This window comes from Chryseobacterium sp. NFX27 (assembly GCF_049887855.1).
Classification (GTDB): domain Bacteria; phylum Bacteroidota; class Bacteroidia; order Flavobacteriales; family Weeksellaceae; genus Chryseobacterium.
The window spans coordinates 34723-51334 of sequence record NZ_JAGEKK010000017.1 but is presented as its reverse complement, the minus strand read 5'-3'; the positions used below and the strand labels follow the sequence as shown (position 1 = coordinate 51334).

The window sequence follows — 16612 nt, the reverse complement described above, 5'->3', positions numbered from 1 at the left end:
GATAATTTTAGAAAGTTGTACTTAAACCGAAAGTAATAATTCTGGAAGGTGAATATCTGTTACTTACAGTACCGTTAAATGTAGAGTAGGGCTCCAAGCCTTTTCTCTTGCTGGCAACCCAAAGGTTTTCTCCACTCACGAACAATTTTAAACTGCTTACTCCTACGCTTTTCACAATATCAGGATTAAAGCTATATCCTATTGAAGCATTTCTCAACAGTAGATAACTGGCATCCACCAGCCATCTTGATGAAGCAGCATTTGAAGCAGCCACTGTTGAGGAGTTTAGAGCAGGTACATCAGTGATCTGCCCGGGAGTAGTCCATCGGTTATAAATATCAGTATGTGATGCTCCGCCCTGTGGAAACGCATCCATTAAACCTGCATAATTAGTATCATATATTTTCCCCCCAAACTGATAATTAAAGGATGCGGAAAGTTCCCAGTTTTTGAAATTAAACGTAGTTGAAAAATTTCCAAAGAAATCAGGAATTGCCGATCCGTGATATTCATATTTTGCTTTGTTCTGGTTAGTTGTAACCAAAACTCCGTTTACAGTTCTAATATCTGCTGTTGTAGTATCAGTAAATAAATCCTGATCCAAAACAAATAGTGGCGATCCATCAGAAGGATCCACTCCATACCATGATCTCAACCAGAAGGCGTATAAATCCTTACCTACCATCAGCTTTTTAGTACCACTGATAAATTCGTTTTGCGACAGGGCGGTAATCTCATTTTTATATGAAGTTCCATAGGCTGATACAGTCCATTTCAGGTTTTGATTTTTAATAATATCTGCGCTTAAAGTGATTTCATATCCTTTATTTACCAGATTGCCTACATTTCTGTCAATACTATTACCAGGAATACCTGCATTTATAGGAGTTTGAAATGGAAAAAGCAATCCTTTTGTTTCAGAATTATAATACTCTACAGTACCACGCACTCTTTTATTAAATAATTCAAATTCTAAAGCAATATCAGATTGCGCTTTAGTTTCCCAGGTAATTAATGGATCACCTACAGTAGTAAGCAAAATTCCTGGTTCTGTACCATTGTTGTAGCCTAAAGAAAATAAGGTTTGATAAGCATAATTCGTATCTAAAGCGTCGTTACCTACTTCTCCGTAAGACCCTCTTAGTTTTAAGAAATTGACGAAGTTGTTATCCTGAAGAAAATTTTCTTTTGAAATTACCCATCCGGCACCTGCTGACCAAAATGATTGCCATCTTACATCTGTGGCAAAACGGGAAGAACCATCCCATCTTACTGAGCCCTCTAAAAGATACTTTTCATTGTAATTATAGTTCAATCTTGTAAACCAGCTTTCTTTAGTTCTTTCTCTAAGATATGAATTAAGGGTATTGTTATCTACAAAGTTTCCGAATTCGTAGAAATTATCCAGTACCTGATTTCGTTTATAACCATATAAGTAATCTTGCTTATAATCAAAATTTTCATGTCCTGCAAGAACAGTTACATCATGTCCTCCTAATTTTTTATTATAAGTTAATACCTGGTTCCAGGTAAAATCTCTTGTCATATACATTGTTCTGGATGCATCACCAATTCCCAAAGCATCACCTATGAGTCTGTTCCCATATGTTTTGTTTAATGTTCCTCTAAAATTATACGCTGCATTGGTTCGGAACATCAATTCTGGTAAAAGTTTAAACTCCGCATATACATTAGACTGGAGGTTGTATGAATTGGTTTTATTATCATTTAGTAATGTTTCCCATATAACATTTCTACCTGCGGCAGCATCGACACCACGTAAAGAACCATCATCATAAAGAACCTCTCCATTTACATCATACAGTCTCTCTCCCGTAACAGGGTCATGTTGGTATGGGCTATAAATTGGTCCCATACCACGCGTCCAGGCATAAGGATTTATATAAGCAGAATTATTGTCTGCTCCATTAACTGCTAAACCTTGGCTCGTAATAACACCATTTAGGCTGGTGCCAATTTTAAACCAGTCTCTAACCTGTGAATCTGCATTGATCCTTAAATTAAGACGTTCAAAACTTGATTTTACAATATATCCTTGTTCATTGGTATAGCCTAATGAACTGAACAATGTAGTTTTATCATTTCCACCTGAAAAACTGATACTATGGTCCTGTCTTATGCCTACACCTATTAAAGGATCTGCCCAGTCAAAATCATTGTAACGCAGCTTTGCCGAAGGGTTAAGTATTCCATCAATAACTAACTGGGCATGTGGCACATCATAGACATTGGTCCTTAGGTTTCCGGAAATTAAATTAGTGCTAGCCCATGCGTTTGAGGCAGCAAGCGTTTCGTTAGGATTTGTAATCCTTCTGCCGTTACGCATTGCCTCCCAGGCAAGTACATAATAATCTGCTGTTCCTACTCTGTCATATTCCTGTACAAATCTATTTACGATACCTGTATTGGAATTAAGGGTAAATCTTGATGAATTTTTTTTACCTCTCTTAGTCGTTACCATAATAACTCCATTAGCAGCACTTGAGCCGTATAGAGCCGTTGATGATGCATCTTTTAACACAGTTAAACTCTCGATATCATTAGGATTCAATGAATTTAAATTTCCAGGAAAAGGAACTCCATCAACAATTAAAAGTGGTTCGTTTGAAACAAGATAAGAGCCTGTTCCTCTGATTCTTATTGATGAACCTTCACCTGGCTGGCCTGTACCTGCAGCAATCTGAATACCTGCTCCGGCCCCATCCAATGCCTGTAAAACATTGGAAATAGGACGATTTTCGATTTTTGCTGCATCTACCTGAACATTGGATCCGGTAATTGTCCCTCTTTTCTGTTTACCATAGGCAACAATTACTACTTCATCAATGTCTTTAGTTTTCGTTGAATCTTTCTGTGCAATTACAGCCTGGGCCGTAAAAAAGACTACTGCAGTAGATAGAATTTTTAGTTTCACATTCATATTAACAAAATTTAATAAATAATTTGTACAAATATGTTGTTTTTTTTTAAAACTGCAATGGTATTTTATTGAAAATCTTAAATTTTTGTTAATTATTATATTTTTTATATTGAATAATTAACGAATGTTGTTTTTTTGTGTGTTATGTATGATAATTTTAGTTAAATATTTTATTTTTAATGTATAATTTTCTCTTTAATAAGATTATAATGCATTGTTGCTGGCGAAAAATAATATATGCTAATAAAGTTCCTTGAGTTAAAGAATTGAATTTTTGACTAAAGACTTAAGATTTTTTGGATTTGAAGAGGCGAGTAGAGAGTATTCACAACTCCCAAATAGAAAGAAGTTTTTTACCATATGGTTATAAGCTTTTTGAAGATACAGCTCAATCCTATTTTATTAAATTTAAGAATTGTATTGAATTTGATGTGAAAAAATTATTATTAAAATGTAAAAAAATAATTGGCAGATTGAAAATAAATTATAACTTTGTAATTCAAAGTTCTTTTTTATGGATTCGAAAAACTATCACGAAGACTTGTCACATATCCGTTCCATGATGGAGCGGTCTTCCAGATTTATTTCTTTGAGTGGGCTGTCCGGAGTTTTTGCCGGTTTGGCTGCACTGATCGGTGCAGGATACGTCTATTTTATTTTTCTAAGGGAGGGAATTGATTACTTTGATGGTGATAGGAATTTCTTTAGTCCGGCATTGGTCAGAGAGCTGGTGATTGTAGGAACTGCAATTTTACTGGCAGCCATATTCAGCGGATATATTTTCACAGCGAATAAAAGCAAAAAGAAAGGCCTTAAGATATGGGATGGCACAACCAAACGTTTACTGTTAACTTTTGCCGTTCCTTTAGTAACCGGCGGAGTATTTTGCCTGGCCCTTCTTTTCCATCATTTATTTGTATGGATTGCGCCGGCGACATTAATATTTTATGGGATTGCTTTGGTCAGTGCAGAACGATATACCTTAACGGATATTAAATATTTAGGATATTGTCAGATTGTTCTGGGATTGGTTTCTCTTTTCTTCTTAGGGTGGGGCCTTGTGTTTTGGGCCATCGGTTTTGGGATTTTACATATTGTGTATGGTATGATCATGCATAAAAAATATAAATAAAGATTAAATTTGCAGCTTTTCCGGGAACAGCTTCTCTAAAACTGCAGTTAGCGACTTATTATGATAAAGATACATCAGCTCAATAAAGAATTCGAAAGCCGTGTGAGATTGGGTATAATGTCCGTTCTTATGGTAAACGACTGGGTTGATTTTTCTGAAATGAAAGGGATTTTAGAGATTACAGACGGGAACTTGGCGAGCCACAGCAATGCTTTGGAGAAAGCTGGATATATCGAGGTAAAAAAAGAATTCGTTGGTAAAAAGCCGAAAACCTCCTATCGTGTTACACAAAGTGGAAGACAGGCTTTTAACGAACATTTGGATGGTCTTGAAAAGTTATTGGGGAGATAGAAGCTATATTTTTTTGAAAATTAACTTTGAAATACAAAGTACTTTATAAATTTAAAATTAAAAAAATGATGACACAAAAACAAAAAACAATTCTTATTTACACTACACCCGCAGTTTTATTATGTATTCCGCTATTGGGGAATATTTTTTCTCAGGAATTCGACTGGTCACCGGGTGATTTTGTAATCGGTGCTGTTCTGCTTTTTGGAACCGCTTTTATCATCGATTTGATTCAGCGGATTGTCAAAAACAAAACGCACAAAATTCTGTTAGGCGGGGCCGTTCTTATACTGCTGTTTCTTGTCTGGGCAGAATTGGCAGTAGGCGTTTTCGGAACTCCTTTCGCCGGGAATTAACTGTAACTGAATCAAAAGTGATGACAAGAAAGCATTTTCTTAAACGGCTTTTTCAGCTTTCAGCAGTGGGCGCATTTCCTTTTCTGTATTCGTGGCAGGTAGAACCTTTCTGGGTAGAATTTGTTCAGAGAAAGTTGCCCATAAAGAATCTGCCTCAATCCCTGGAAGGAAAAATCCTGATGCAGATATCAGACCTGCATGTCGGGGATCGTTTCGACTGGAATTTTCTGATCGAATCTTTTCAAAAAGCGCAACAGTTTAATCCGGATTTTGTAGTCTACACGGGAGATTTTGTGAATCACGGAACCATAGAAGAGCAGGAAGATTTAAAAAAAGTAATGGGGCAGGCAGTCTACGGAAAGCTGGCAACTTTTGGAATACTCGGAAACCATGACTACGGAGAAAACTGGGACGACATTATTTGCTCAGAAAAGATCTGTCAGATTCTCAGGGATTTCGGAATCAATATGCTTAAAAACAGCAGTGAAGAAATTCACGGACTGAATTTTATAGGATTTGAAGATCTGTGGTCACCCAATTTCCATCCGGAGGAAATAATGACTGATTATGATCCCGCAAAAGCCAATATTATACTCTGCCATAATCCCGATGCCTGCGACAGAGATATATGGAACGGGTATCAGGGATGGATCTTAAGCGGACATACTCATGGAGGGCAGTGCAGGATTCCAGGCGTTATCACTCCGGTGCTTCCTGTTGAAAATAAGAAATATGTATCAGGAGAAATAGATCTTCAGGACGGAAGAATGCTGTACATCAACCGGGCTATTGGTCATTCTTTTCAGATCAGATTTATGGTGCGCCCGGAAATTACTGTCTTTACTTTAACTCAAGCTTAAAAATATAATATCGATGAAAGATCATCAAATAATAAACATTGGAAAATCCATTTTCGGATTATGCTTTCTGCTCGGAAATATCTGCCTTTTTGGTTATTTAATAACAGGAAACGAAGATTTTGCAGTCGGAGGCTATATGCTTTTTATTTTCGGAACCCTTCTGAATCTACTCTTTGTGATTGGATTAGTAATTTATGGAATTGCCATTCAATCTAAACTTAACGCATGTCTTAGAGCTATAGGTATTCTTATGATCAATATTCCTATAGCCATTCTTTATGCTGTAATAGGAACTAATATAATCTAAAAAAAATCTTATGAAAAAAGTACGTGTTCAATTTCTGCTTTTTGTTTATGATAAAACCCAGAAACTTTACAGAAAATATTTTAAAAAGAAAAAAAGACAATGGCAGTTCAATGAAGAACAGCTGCTGAAGTTTCAGGAAGATTCTCTCGGAAGAAAACTGGGTGAATTCTATAAAAAACATGGGTTCTCTATGATTCCCAAAATGGAAAACCACGATGTGCATCACCTGATTACCGGATGCGGAACCCAATTTGAAGACGAGATCGCCATGCAGTATCTTCTCCTTGGAAACGGCAAGCTCAATGCCCATCTCCTTGCAGCAATTGTATTGGGAACATTTATTCTTCCGGAATATATGAAACTATATATGAAAGCCTACAGAAAAGGGCAGAGCATGAGACCATTTTATCACTGGGACTTTGAAAGCCTGTTGTGGCAGAACTTCGACCACCTGAAAGATTATATCCAGCAGAAAGAAACACCGGTATTATATTAACGAATGCTAGGGAAAATTAAAGAAATACATTTCTGAACCTCATTCATCTTAATGTCCTGCAATCTTATTCTTTCTTAATGGTTTAAATCATTCAATTTTTAAATATTAAATTTTCCATCATGAAAACACATCATCATATATTTCTTACAGCCGCTTTGTTTGTCATTGTCTTTTACGATCAGGACATCGGACTGAATCTCGGTATTCTGGGGATCGTTTACGCAGTGCTGACCCTGTTCAAAACTCCTGAAAGAAACAGGACAAGAATTTTTCTGATACTTTTTGTTACAAGTATCCTGTCAAGTTTCGCTTTTGCATGGTTCAGAGACTTTCCGTCCCTGTTGGCGGTTGTAAGTTCCCTTCTGTTATTAGGCTATCGTTCAAAAAACAGAAAGCTGAAAATACTTTTCCTTATTCCTGTATTTATCATCAACAGTTTTACTTCCATTTTCCGGTTTTTCAACTTTGATTCATGGCTGCCGAAAAAGAATATTTCCGGTGTATGGCAGAAAACTTTAGCATTTATCATTATTCCTCTATTGTTTATCTCTATATTTTTCGGAATTTATTCTGTGGGAAGTGATCACTTTGCGGCTGTTTTCAGAGATTATGAGTTGGATATTAATATTTGGCAGGTACTGGCCCTTACCGTTTTGGGCTTTTTTATTGCTTTCAATTACTGGAACTATGCGGTGGAGAGATTGATATACCAAAAGAACTGCCTGCTGGATGATGACTTTCCGGATAATTGTAAGGTGCAGAAATCAACGTATTCCTTTCTTGATCTGGATGCAGAAAGAACCAGTGGGGTCATCTCCTTCTTTTGCCTGAATATTTTACTCATATTTTTTATTATCACTTACAATTATGAGCAGTTTTATGAAATTTCAAAAACTCCCGTGCAGCTTTCAGAAGAAACCCATGAAAGAGTCAATGCTGTGATTATGTCGATTATCATGGCCGTATTGGTGATCATGTTCTACTTTAAATCCGGATTTAATTTTGATCCTAAAGCGAAGCTGATGAAGCTTCTGGCCAGAATCTGGATCATTCTGAATGCCATTCTTGTATTTTCTGCCGCATTGAAAAACTACGAATATATTATCAGTTACGGATTGACTTACAAAAGACTGGGTGTATTTGCTTTTCTCCTGCTGGCACTCATCGGGCTGGCCCTTACCTTTATTAAAATTCAGAAGAAAAAAAGAAATGTATTCCTCTTCAATACAATGATCTGGTATTTTTATGGAACAATTTTAGCATGCAGTTATGTGAACTGGGGCGGAATTATTACCTCCCAGAATATGAAACGTAAAGATTTTGCAGTAAACTATCATTTTGAACAAATCAACTTCAGTGAAAGAGGACTGTTGAAGTATGCAGTAGAAAAAAATGATCTGCAGCTTAAAAAGAAAGTGCTGGAAAAAGCCAAACAAGAAAAATCCAAACCTTTCCTTTCAAAGATCCTTTACTTTGAAACATTAAAAGAGTAATTATTATGAAAAAATCCTTATTGTTAATTCCATTGATTATCATTTCATGTAAAAAAGAACCGGCTGTAACAGAAACCCCGGACAGGGACTCTGCTATAGTCACAGAAATGCCGGATTCTACCGATAAAGAAGATTCTGCTGCCCTTAGAAAAAGAGATTCAATCATTAACAATGCTCCCGTCACCAAAGAAGTACTGCGCAAAGGCGTGATGAGAAGCGAAAAAGAAGGCCAGATCATAAGAACGGCAGATGCATCACAGCTTCCTTTCACATTGGGAGAAGAATTTACAAAAGAAGGTCAGGAGCTGATTTTAAAACTGACTCATTATGATAAACCCAATATTAAAGCAAAAATTTCGACCAATGAAAAAGACTTTAATATCAGGTTCAACCAGATCAGACTTCCAAACGGAGATTATGACGGGCCTTTCGGAAGAGAGATTACCTATGAAACCAAAGGGGAAGGGGAAGTATGGCTGATTATAGGCAAAAGTAATATGGCTTCCGGAAACACGAAAGGAGGTTTTAATGTAAGTGTTGAGTAAGATTGACTATTTTGGTATAATTTCTGCAAACTCAATATCAATACTAAAGTTTAAAATTATGAAAAATATATTTTTAATGACAGCGGCGGTTTCAGCAGTAGTAATAAGCTGTGGAACTGTACAGTCACTGGTTCAGAATACATTCCCTTATACAGCCAATGTTTTGGTTTCTACGGGAGTGCCTGCCAATAAAGAAGTCTCATCTACGGCCACGGCCACGAATGTACAGACCTGGTTTGGAGGAAATAATAATGCGAAGATCAAAGATGTAAGAATCTCCGATGCCAAAATCTCTGTAGCTTCTCCTTCAGGCGGAAATCTGAGTGCGCTGAAATCCGTGAAAGTCTATGTGTCATCCAACGGAACAGGCGAAAAGCTTATAGCATCACGTTCTAATATAACAACAGATTCTTCCAGCTTAAACCTGGACCTTAATGATACAGGATATCTGGATGAGGTGGTAAAAAGCACCGGTCTTACGGTAAGAACAGTATATGAGCTGAAAAATCAGACAAGTTCGGATATGACGCTTAAAATAGCACTTAATTTCAATAGCGTTCCTGCGCAGTAATTTTTTGTGCAAATAAAAATAAAAGGTTGTCTGAAAAGACAACCTTTTTTGTTGATTAACAGTATTTCTTATACATCAGGTTATTCTGAGAGTTTTGTTAGTACTCCAATGGCCTTTTCGGTATCTTTTTTATTGATGAAAATATGGTCGTGATAATAGGCGGCTATCACATTACAGCTTATGTCATTCTCGGAAAGAGCTTTTGAAAAAGCAGCCGTTAATCCTACTGCTTCCAGAGAAGAATGTACAGTCAGTGTTATCCACGACATAATAACAGAATATTCAAGGTGCAATCTTTCTGCAATCTCCTTTTTAATAATAATGGTAAATCCTTCCTCTTCCTTAAAGAACATTTCAACATTCGTCAGGTCAAAGTTCTCTAGATTACCCAGCGTGCAAAAAACATAATCACCGGGATTGTGTTTAGGCTTCATACTTTTTAAAAGCTTTGCCAAATCTTTTTCTCCGTTCATTTTTTATTTAAATTAAAAGAAAACAAGATACACATATTTAGCTATTTTATATAATAACAAAACGGCCTGGAAAGTAGGCCGCTTGATTGCTTTTTAATAATCGGTATTAGCTGTTTTATAATTTAGTGAATTTTTCAACCACTCTTCTTGGTCCTTCAGTAATATTGATGATATACTGACCTGCTGCCAGATTGGATGTATTGATTTTTTCATCAGATGCTGCCGAGCCTTTTGCAACGGTTTGTCCATACATATTAATAATCTCAAAATCCAGTTTTTTACCCTCATTACCATGAATCGTAACATAGTTGGTAACAGGATTAGGATAAATCTTTATTTCTAAAGGAAGCGGGATCTCTGTTTTCTTTGTTTTAAGAAAGGAATTGCTTTCCAATTGCAATATGGCATTTTTTACATTCGGAAAAGGTCCTATTTTCTGGCCTGCAACAGTACCACCCTGAGGAATTCCCGTAGATATTAAAAGGTTTTTCATGGCAGCCGGACTTAAATACTGCCCTGTAGCCTGGTGGTAATAAGACTGAATTAAAGTAGCCGCAGATGCTACAACAGGAGTAGCAGAGCTTGTTCCGCTAAAATAATTGTAAGTTCGGTTATTATCGTTGTCATATTTTTGATATGAGCCATATCCTGCTGCTAAAACATTACTTCCCCAGCCCTGTACATCCACTCTGTTTCCGTATGTACTGAAGCTTAGTTTGGAATGGGTAGTATTGGGAGAACCTGCTCCTACAATGATCGCTCCGCTGTTTCCTCTTGCATTATAGGTGGCATAAAAAGGATCATCCAGGTTTTGATTTCCGTTACCTGCTGCTGCAATGATGATAATTCCTGAATCTGTCGCTGCTTTGGTCAAGTCCCAAATCACACTGTCATATTCAGCTGGGCAATACTGACCATCTTTTCCGCCTGTCTGCATTTCATATAAAATAATATCACCGGCCTGCGATGCATTGATCGATCTGCTTACCGCAGCGGCCCTGTTGTAGCCTACAGTCGTCCATTCCATATATCCTTTGATTTCAGAGGCGCTGTAAGCTGCTCCGGAAAGCCCGATATTATCTTTAACAGAACCTAAAATACTGACCACAGCTGTTCCGTGGTCCCGGTAATTGTTGCCCGATAATCCCGAATTCGGGGAATATCCCGGCTCAAGTTGAATCGAATTTTGATTAGAAAGCATCTCATGGGTCTTGTAAAAGCCATATTCTACATCGCGGATACGAATATTCTGGCCTGTAATTCCTCTGGACCATGCATATTTTGCATTGATTCCCGGATTGTCGTTGAGGTAAGTCTGAAGGCTTTCCAGGTCCGGAGTAGTGATAAACGCTTTCACGAATGGAGGCTCGATGGGCGTGCTGCTCATTACCGAAACATATTCTACCTCCGGAAACCTTTCAAGGGTGCGGGCCAGTTGTCCGGCTTCCTCATTAGTGTGTAAAGGGAGATTCACCTTAAAGATACGTTTCAGTTTTTCAACAGATTCACCCGAATTGCCGTTTGCCTTGCTGTTTTGGATCATTTCATCAAGCTTTCTGTCACTGAAGCCAAGATCATTGACGAATGAAATTTCGTTTGTTTTAACAAATTCTGCTAATGCCGGATTTCTGTCAAGTGCTATTTTTTCAGAATGAATATCTTTTGAAAAACACACATAAATGTTAGTGCTCAGCTTATCGTTTTTCTGGCCGAAAGAAAAGAAAAAGATAAAAATAAATAATGTGAAAAGTTTAATTTTTGTTCTCATAATATGATATTAAATGGTTGTTAACCAAATATATAATTTTAATGAGAAATATTAATCACTTTTTTGTGAAATTAAAATAATGATTTAATTTTTAAAAATTTCTAGCCACATATTCTGTCATTTTCAGCCTTTCGTAATCGAATCCATAACAATCGTTACAGGTCCGTCATTGATCAGAGAAACTTTCATATCTGCACCGAAAATCCCGCTTTCGGTTTTTAATCCTGATTGGGCCAGTTCCTCTTTGAAATAATCGAAAAGAGGAATCGCTTTATCCGGTTTTGCCGCTTTAATGAAAGAAGGGCGGTTGCCTTTTTTGTAATCTGCAATTAATGTAAACTGGCTGATGCACAGGATTTCTCCCGAAATATCCTTCACAGAAAGATTAAGTTTATCATCTTCATCACCGAAAATTCTTAGGTTTAAGATCTTCTGGACAAGCCAGTCAGCATCTGCTTTTTCATCATTTTCATCAATCCCGGTAAGAAGCATCAGCCCTTTCCCAATCTCACCGACAATCTTTCCATCTACCTTTACATGCGCTTCAGAAACCCTTTGTATAACGATCTTCATTTCTAGTAATAAATGTTTAAAGTTTTGGTGGAAGGATCATAATTGTAAGGATATGTTTTAGGGGGCAGGGAAGTGGCAGCTCCTGACTCCGGCTGGCCTGTTCTAAGAATCCAGCGGGTATTGTCTTTAGGGCACAGAATACTGATATTGTCTTTAACCTCAAGGGTGGTATTGGCATCAGGGCAAATATGAGGGGCATTCCTGTCGTATGCTTTAAAAGTATCTCCTACCCGGACTACAATCAGTCCTCTTGTTCCGGCCTGTTGCTCGTTTACATAAATCCAGCCTCCATCGTAGTTGAGATTGTTATAAGCGGGCAGATTCAGATTTAAGGTTACGTTAACAGGATTGTTCGGGAAACAGCTGACGGTGTCTTCTCTGCTTCCACATGAGTTTATAGTTAAATTACTGGAAATCAGTAGTATTAAAATAGATAGGATTGAAAAAGTTTTTTTCATTTCAATTTAAATTTTTATATATTTGTAAAAGTTAAACGATTATAACACGTAAAACATTGTCCGGCAAATGTCGGATTATTTTTTTATACCAAACCTAAATTTTGAAAATTATGGCAAGCTATGTAACAAAGGAGGGACAAGAGAAAATGAAAGCTGAGCTGGAACAGTTAGAAACTGTAGAAAGACCAAAAATTACCCAGCAAATCGCAGAAGCAAGAGATAAAGGAGATTTATCTGAAAATGCTGAATATGATGCGGCTAAAGAGGCTCAGGGAATGCTTGAAATGAGAATTTCCAAGCTGAAAGATATTATCGCAACTTCCAAGATCATAGATGAAAGTCAATTAGATACTTCAAAGGTTTCAATCCTTACCACAGTAAAGCTTAAAAACAATGCAACCAATCAGGAGCAGGTGTTTACACTGGTACCGGATAATGAAAGCGACCTTAAAACAGGAAGAATTTCTGTAAATACACCGATCGCAAAAGGATTACTTGGAAAAGTAATAGGCGAAACGGCAGATATTACATTGCCAAACGGAAACAAACTGTCTTTTGAAGTATTAGACATCACTCTATAGTCTAAGTAAGTATAATCCGGAATCAAACTTCTAATTTCTAACTTTTATAAACAATGAGCAGTATATTCACAAAGATCATCAATGGTGAAATTCCCTCATACAAAATTGCTGAGGATGATAATTTCATAGCACTCCTTGATGCCATGCCTTTGGTGAAAGGGCACACCCTTGTCATTCCTAAGAAAGAAGTTGATCTGATCTTTGATCTGGAAAGTGACGAATATAAAAACCTTTGGGGATTTGCCCAGCAGGTCGCCAAAAAGATTAAAAATGCTGTTCCCTGCGTAAGAGTGGGAGTAGCTGTTGTAGGACTTGAAGTACCCCATGCACACATCCATCTTATTCCCTTAAACAAGATGGAAGACATGAACTTCAGAAATGAAAGACTTAAATTAACAGACGAAGAATATAAAGAGATACAAAACTCAATTATTAATTCTTAAAAGCATAAAATCGTAAAAAAGAAATTTTTTACGATTTTCTTTAACATATATTATATAGTATGAATTCAAATCAGTGTTCTTTCTGCGGCAGAAAAAGAAATGAAGTACAGATGCTTATTTCCGGGCAGAGTGGCTTTATCTGCGAGAACTGCATCGAACAGGCGCATGTTATTGTAAAAGACAGCGTTTCTAAAACAGGATCTTCTCCTGCAGCCAATATAGACGAACTTAAGAAACCGAAACAGATCAAAGAATTCCTTAACCAATATGTGATTGGGCAGGATCAGGCCAAAAAGCAGCTTTCGATCGCGGTATACAACCATTATAAAAGACTGCTTCACGCGCAGGACGAAAACAGAGAAGTAGAACTGGAAAAATCGAATATCATTATGATAGGCGAAACCGGTACAGGAAAAACTCTTCTGGCAAAAACCATTGCAAGAGAGCTTAACGTTCCATTCTGTATCGTAGATGCTACTATTCTTACGGAAGCCGGTTATGTAGGGGAAGATGTGGAAAGTATTCTTTCAAGACTTCTTATGGTTGCAGATTATGATGTAGAAAAGGCAGAGAGAGGAATTGTATTTATTGATGAGATCGATAAAATTGCAAGAAAATCAGATAATCCAAGTATTACAAGAGACGTTTCCGGAGAAGGTGTACAGCAGGGACTGCTGAAGCTTCTGGAAGGAAGTATTGTGAATGTTCCGCCTCAGGGAGGAAGAAAACATCCGGATCAGAAATATATCCAGGTAAATACCCAGAATATCCTGTTTATTGCCGGAGGTGCTTTTGACGGGATCAAAGAAATCATCGAAAGAAGAATGAACAAACAGGCCATAGGATTCAGTTCAGAAAAAATCAATAAGACTGATGAAGAAAAATATGTACTGACCCATATTAACGCAATCGATCTTCGTTCTTTCGGTTTAATTCCTGAACTTTTAGGAAGATTTCCAATCATTACTTACCTTGATAAGCTCACTAAAGAGACCATGGTAAGAATCATGAAAGAACCTAAAAACTCGATCATCAATCAGTTTGTGGAACTTTTCAAAATGGATGGCACGAATTTGGTATTTACCGACGGTGCTATTGAAAAGATCGTAGAAGAGACTATCGAAAAAGGATTGGGCGCCAGAGGTTTAAGAGGAACAACCGAAAAGGTATTGGAAGACTATATGTTTTCAATAGGTGAAGAAAAAGAAATTATATTAACTGAAGATAATATTTTTGTTAATAAATAAGATTTTTTTTTTTCTTTAAAAAAAAATCTTACCTTTGCGGGTGAAGATTGTATTAACACACAAATAATTTATACAATGAGAAAAAGTTTATTTGCTATAGGTCTTTTAGCAATTAGTTACTCTGTTCAGGCGCAGATACTATGTCATGTTGACACTAATGCTAATATGTATGTAAGCGAAGGTACCCTAGTTTATAGCGGTGGAGGTGTACAAACAAAAGGAAATGGTCTTTTGGATGTGCATGGAAACGTTATGGTTGTAGGTGTATCTGGAGATGCTTTTAAAACAATTACTGCTACCGGTGCAGATAAAACCGATGGCGGAAATATCATTTTAAGACTTAATACTCCCACAGCTACTGACGATGTGTCTACTTACGGGCAGCTATATGTTGAAGGCTTAAGCCAAGGACAGATTACTGGAATCGTAAGTAAGGAATTCAGAACCAAAAAGAATGGTACTGGAAATTATTATCAACAAGTTGGTTTACCTTTCTTTGGTAAAACCATGAGTACTTTATCCACTGAACTGGGTAAAACATTTGGCACTGTAAGAAGAAGCCAAAACGAAATTTTAAAATGGAACAATACTGCAGCTATTGCTGATCACTATCCAAATTTATCCCTTACAACCAGTAATGGTTCTGCGTACTACATGCTTGGATCTAACAATAACAACTTAGATGTAAGTAGCGCTATGCATACTATTAATGGTCGTCCTTATGCAACATTTGCTTCTGCTACAACTCTTCAGAATGCAGGGAATGTTAATTTTGGGCCAGGTGGTACTGGTATCAACGGATACAATGAAAGGTACAATACCTACCTGCAGGATCAGTTTGAAACTACAATTACTCCTTGGACTCTTACTTATGGTAAGAATATCTACCAGTTCGGAAACCCTTTCCTAACTAACCTTGATTTATCAAGAATAGGTCAGCAAGAACCGGGAGGCGTTGGTGCAGTTAATGACGGAAACTATATTACAAATATCTGGGGTGTAAGATATGACCCGGGAACTGTAGTTGTAGGCTCGCAAGGGAATGCCTATAGTACTGGAGCATTGATTCAGACTTATGATGTAAATGGAGTTCCGGTTGGAGATGTTGGTATGATCATCAAGCCAATGCAAACTTTTGTTTTGAAATTGAGAGATAATTCTTCCCAGACATTAAATTTTAATACCCTAAGAAGATTTAGCTCAACTGTTAGAGCTGCTACTACTGATTACAGTGTTACTGCCGCTAGAAATGGAGCGAAAAGTATCGATGGTACAATAAAACAGCTTGGAGTAATTGGCCTAGATGCCTCAGGGAATGAAGTGGCAAGAACTTATTATGTAGTTTCACCTAATGCTGTTACAGGTCATCAGACTTCTGTAGCAACTACAGTTCAGGCTACGGCAGGAAAAAACATCATCGGTACATTTGAAGAAGCTTTGACTGGTGGTTATGATACAAACTATACTGCTAAATATTGGTTATACATTAATGAAGCCAATGAAAGTAACTTTCAAGGTAAGAATGTTAAACTTGTAAATTATGATACAGGTAAAGTTAAGTCTTACAAATTTGAAATAAGAGAAAATGGAGAGTTAGTTCCAGCAGGAACTCACTTATTATCTGCAGGTATCGGCTTTTACTATAAAGCATCGGACGGTACTCTACAGCCTGCAACACAAAATGGTATTGCATCTAATGCTGTTGCATCTTATGATTTATATTATGGTGAGCCAAGTAATGTGGTGTTAGCTGCAAAAGAAACGGTTGCTACACCTTCAAGAACAATGGTGGTATATAATCCAGAAATTACCAACTACATTGTTAGATTCGATCCAAACTGGAAAAAAGCAGATATTGAAGTTTATGATATGAGCGGTAAACTGGTTATCTCTAAAAAAGCAGTTAATACATCTACGGATTTTGTAATTGAGCTGAATGGAGCGATTAAAAATTCTTATGTTGTAAAAATTGTTTCTGATAAAGGAGAAACTGTTAACACTAAAATCTTAAAATAAA

General features: G+C 37.0%; 18 protein-coding genes. 13 read left to right on the top strand and 5 right to left on the bottom strand.

Annotated features, from left to right (window positions below; all coding sequences use genetic code 11):
* Positions 1 to 7: 7 nt before the first annotated feature.
* On the bottom strand, positions 8 to 2941 hold the full coding sequence (locus J4Q03_RS16895) for a SusC/RagA family TonB-linked outer membrane protein (RefSeq protein ID WP_426049292.1): 2934 nt from the start codon (positions 2939 to 2941) through the stop codon (positions 8 to 10).
* A 514-nt stretch (positions 2942 to 3455) separates the two neighbouring features.
* Between J4Q03_RS16895 and J4Q03_RS16890 the strand changes: the two genes are divergently transcribed.
* The 9 genes from J4Q03_RS16890 to J4Q03_RS16850 all read left to right on the top strand — a co-directional run bounded on the left by J4Q03_RS16890 (position 3456) and on the right by J4Q03_RS16850 (position 9052).
* Positions 3456 to 4073 carry a hypothetical protein gene (locus J4Q03_RS16890; RefSeq protein ID WP_426049291.1) on the top strand — a complete coding sequence of 206 codons (618 nt, stop codon included), beginning with the start codon at positions 3456 to 3458 and terminating at the stop codon, positions 4071 to 4073.
* Between the two features lie 60 nt (positions 4074 to 4133).
* The gene (locus tag J4Q03_RS16885; protein WP_426049290.1) at positions 4134 to 4424 is read left to right on the top strand and encodes a winged helix-turn-helix domain-containing protein; all 291 of its coding nucleotides are present in this window, start codon (positions 4134 to 4136) and stop codon (positions 4422 to 4424) included.
* Positions 4425 to 4489: 65 nt separating this feature from the next.
* On the top strand, positions 4490 to 4780 hold the full coding sequence (locus J4Q03_RS16880) for a hypothetical protein (protein WP_426049289.1): 291 nt from the start codon (positions 4490 to 4492) through the stop codon (positions 4778 to 4780).
* A 20-nt stretch (positions 4781 to 4800) separates the two neighbouring features.
* Complete coding sequence (locus J4Q03_RS16875) at positions 4801 to 5640, top strand: metallophosphoesterase (RefSeq protein ID WP_426049288.1); 840 nt, start codon at positions 4801 to 4803, stop codon at positions 5638 to 5640.
* Positions 5641 to 5653: 13 nt separating this feature from the next.
* Entirely contained in the window at positions 5654 to 5947 is a 294-nt protein-coding gene (locus J4Q03_RS16870) for a hypothetical protein (RefSeq protein ID WP_426049287.1), read from the top strand.
* A 10-nt stretch (positions 5948 to 5957) separates the two neighbouring features.
* The gene (locus tag J4Q03_RS16865) at positions 5958 to 6443 is read left to right on the top strand and encodes a Coq4 family protein (RefSeq protein ID WP_426049286.1); all 486 of its coding nucleotides are present in this window, start codon (positions 5958 to 5960) and stop codon (positions 6441 to 6443) included.
* Positions 6444 to 6562: 119 nt separating this feature from the next.
* A complete protein-coding gene (locus J4Q03_RS16860) occupies positions 6563 to 7936 on the top strand; it encodes a DUF4153 domain-containing protein (protein ID WP_426049285.1) in 1374 nt (457 codons plus the stop codon).
* A 5-nt stretch (positions 7937 to 7941) separates the two neighbouring features.
* Positions 7942 to 8481 carry a hypothetical protein gene (locus tag J4Q03_RS16855; protein WP_426049284.1) on the top strand — a complete coding sequence of 180 codons (540 nt, stop codon included), beginning with the start codon at positions 7942 to 7944 and terminating at the stop codon, positions 8479 to 8481.
* Between the two features lie 58 nt (positions 8482 to 8539).
* Entirely contained in the window at positions 8540 to 9052 is a 513-nt protein-coding gene (locus J4Q03_RS16850) for a hypothetical protein (RefSeq protein ID WP_426049283.1), read from the top strand.
* A gap of 80 nt (positions 9053 to 9132) precedes the next feature.
* Here the strand turns inward: J4Q03_RS16850 and J4Q03_RS16845 are convergent, their stop codons facing one another.
* The 4 genes from J4Q03_RS16845 to J4Q03_RS16830 form a co-directional block, all read right to left on the bottom strand.
* Complete coding sequence (locus J4Q03_RS16845; RefSeq protein ID WP_426049282.1) at positions 9133 to 9525, bottom strand: ACT domain-containing protein; 393 nt, start codon at positions 9523 to 9525, stop codon at positions 9133 to 9135.
* Between the two features lie 115 nt (positions 9526 to 9640).
* Positions 9641 to 11293: a S8/S53 family peptidase gene (locus J4Q03_RS16840; protein ID WP_426049281.1), complete on the bottom strand. Its 1653-nt coding sequence runs from the start codon at positions 11291 to 11293 to the stop codon at positions 9641 to 9643.
* A gap of 123 nt (positions 11294 to 11416) precedes the next feature.
* Positions 11417 to 11866 (bottom strand): D-aminoacyl-tRNA deacylase, encoded by a 450-nt coding sequence (gene dtd / locus J4Q03_RS16835; protein ID WP_426049280.1) that lies wholly within the window; start codon positions 11864 to 11866, stop codon positions 11417 to 11419.
* Between the two features lie 2 nt (positions 11867 to 11868).
* Positions 11869 to 12324, bottom strand: a complete 456-nt coding sequence (locus J4Q03_RS16830) for a hypothetical protein (protein WP_426049279.1) — start codon at positions 12322 to 12324, stop codon at positions 11869 to 11871.
* 110 nt (positions 12325 to 12434) lie between these two features.
* On the opposite strand from J4Q03_RS16830, the gene greA reads away from it, so the two are divergent.
* From greA to J4Q03_RS16810, 4 genes are all read left to right on the top strand, one after another.
* Positions 12435 to 12905, top strand: a complete 471-nt coding sequence (greA, locus tag J4Q03_RS16825; protein ID WP_116011920.1) for a transcription elongation factor GreA — start codon at positions 12435 to 12437, stop codon at positions 12903 to 12905.
* Positions 12906 to 12958: 53 nt separating this feature from the next.
* Positions 12959 to 13348: an HIT family protein gene (locus J4Q03_RS16820; protein WP_426049278.1), complete on the top strand. Its 390-nt coding sequence runs from the start codon at positions 12959 to 12961 to the stop codon at positions 13346 to 13348.
* 59 nt (positions 13349 to 13407) lie between these two features.
* On the top strand, positions 13408 to 14595 hold the full coding sequence (gene clpX, locus J4Q03_RS16815) for an ATP-dependent Clp protease ATP-binding subunit ClpX (protein WP_426049277.1): 1188 nt from the start codon (positions 13408 to 13410) through the stop codon (positions 14593 to 14595).
* Between the two features lie 75 nt (positions 14596 to 14670).
* The gene (locus tag J4Q03_RS16810) at positions 14671 to 16611 is read left to right on the top strand and encodes a T9SS type A sorting domain-containing protein (RefSeq protein WP_426049276.1); all 1941 of its coding nucleotides are present in this window, start codon (positions 14671 to 14673) and stop codon (positions 16609 to 16611) included.
* Position 16612: the final 1 nt, after the last annotated feature.

Excerpts from the sequence above, each read along its gene's own strand:
- J4Q03_RS16875 (WP_426049288.1), top strand. The coding sequence starts at position 4,801 with ATGACAAGAAAGCATTTTCTTAAACGGCTTTTTCAGCTTTCAGCAGTG.
- J4Q03_RS16870 (WP_426049287.1), top strand. The coding sequence starts at position 5,654 with ATGAAAGATCATCAAATAATAAACATTGGAAAATCCATTTTCGGATTA.
- J4Q03_RS16840 (WP_426049281.1), bottom strand. The coding sequence starts at position 11,293 with ATGAGAACAAAAATTAAACTTTTCACATTATTTATTTTTATCTTTTTC.
- clpX (WP_426049277.1), top strand. The coding sequence starts at position 13,408 with ATGAATTCAAATCAGTGTTCTTTCTGCGGCAGAAAAAGAAATGAAGTA.
- J4Q03_RS16810 (WP_426049276.1), top strand. The coding sequence starts at position 14,671 with ATGAGAAAAAGTTTATTTGCTATAGGTCTTTTAGCAATTAGTTACTCT.
- J4Q03_RS16880 (WP_426049289.1), top strand. The coding sequence starts at position 4,490 with ATGATGACACAAAAACAAAAAACAATTCTTATTTACACTACACCCGCA.
- J4Q03_RS16885 (WP_426049290.1), top strand. The coding sequence starts at position 4,134 with ATGATAAAGATACATCAGCTCAATAAAGAATTCGAAAGCCGTGTGAGA.
- J4Q03_RS16895 (WP_426049292.1), bottom strand. The coding sequence starts at position 2,941 with ATGAATGTGAAACTAAAAATTCTATCTACTGCAGTAGTCTTTTTTACG.
- J4Q03_RS16865 (WP_426049286.1), top strand. The coding sequence starts at position 5,958 with ATGAAAAAAGTACGTGTTCAATTTCTGCTTTTTGTTTATGATAAAACC.
- J4Q03_RS16845 (WP_426049282.1), bottom strand. The coding sequence starts at position 9,525 with ATGAACGGAGAAAAAGATTTGGCAAAGCTTTTAAAAAGTATGAAGCCT.
- greA (WP_116011920.1), top strand. The coding sequence starts at position 12,435 with ATGGCAAGCTATGTAACAAAGGAGGGACAAGAGAAAATGAAAGCTGAG.
- dtd (WP_426049280.1), bottom strand. The coding sequence starts at position 11,866 with ATGAAGATCGTTATACAAAGGGTTTCTGAAGCGCATGTAAAGGTAGAT.
- J4Q03_RS16820 (WP_426049278.1), top strand. The coding sequence starts at position 12,959 with ATGAGCAGTATATTCACAAAGATCATCAATGGTGAAATTCCCTCATAC.
- J4Q03_RS16890 (WP_426049291.1), top strand. The coding sequence starts at position 3,456 with ATGGATTCGAAAAACTATCACGAAGACTTGTCACATATCCGTTCCATG.
- J4Q03_RS16830 (WP_426049279.1), bottom strand. The coding sequence starts at position 12,324 with ATGAAAAAAACTTTTTCAATCCTATCTATTTTAATACTACTGATTTCC.
- J4Q03_RS16855 (WP_426049284.1), top strand. The coding sequence starts at position 7,942 with ATGAAAAAATCCTTATTGTTAATTCCATTGATTATCATTTCATGTAAA.
- J4Q03_RS16850 (WP_426049283.1), top strand. The coding sequence starts at position 8,540 with ATGAAAAATATATTTTTAATGACAGCGGCGGTTTCAGCAGTAGTAATA.
- J4Q03_RS16860 (WP_426049285.1), top strand. The coding sequence starts at position 6,563 with ATGAAAACACATCATCATATATTTCTTACAGCCGCTTTGTTTGTCATT.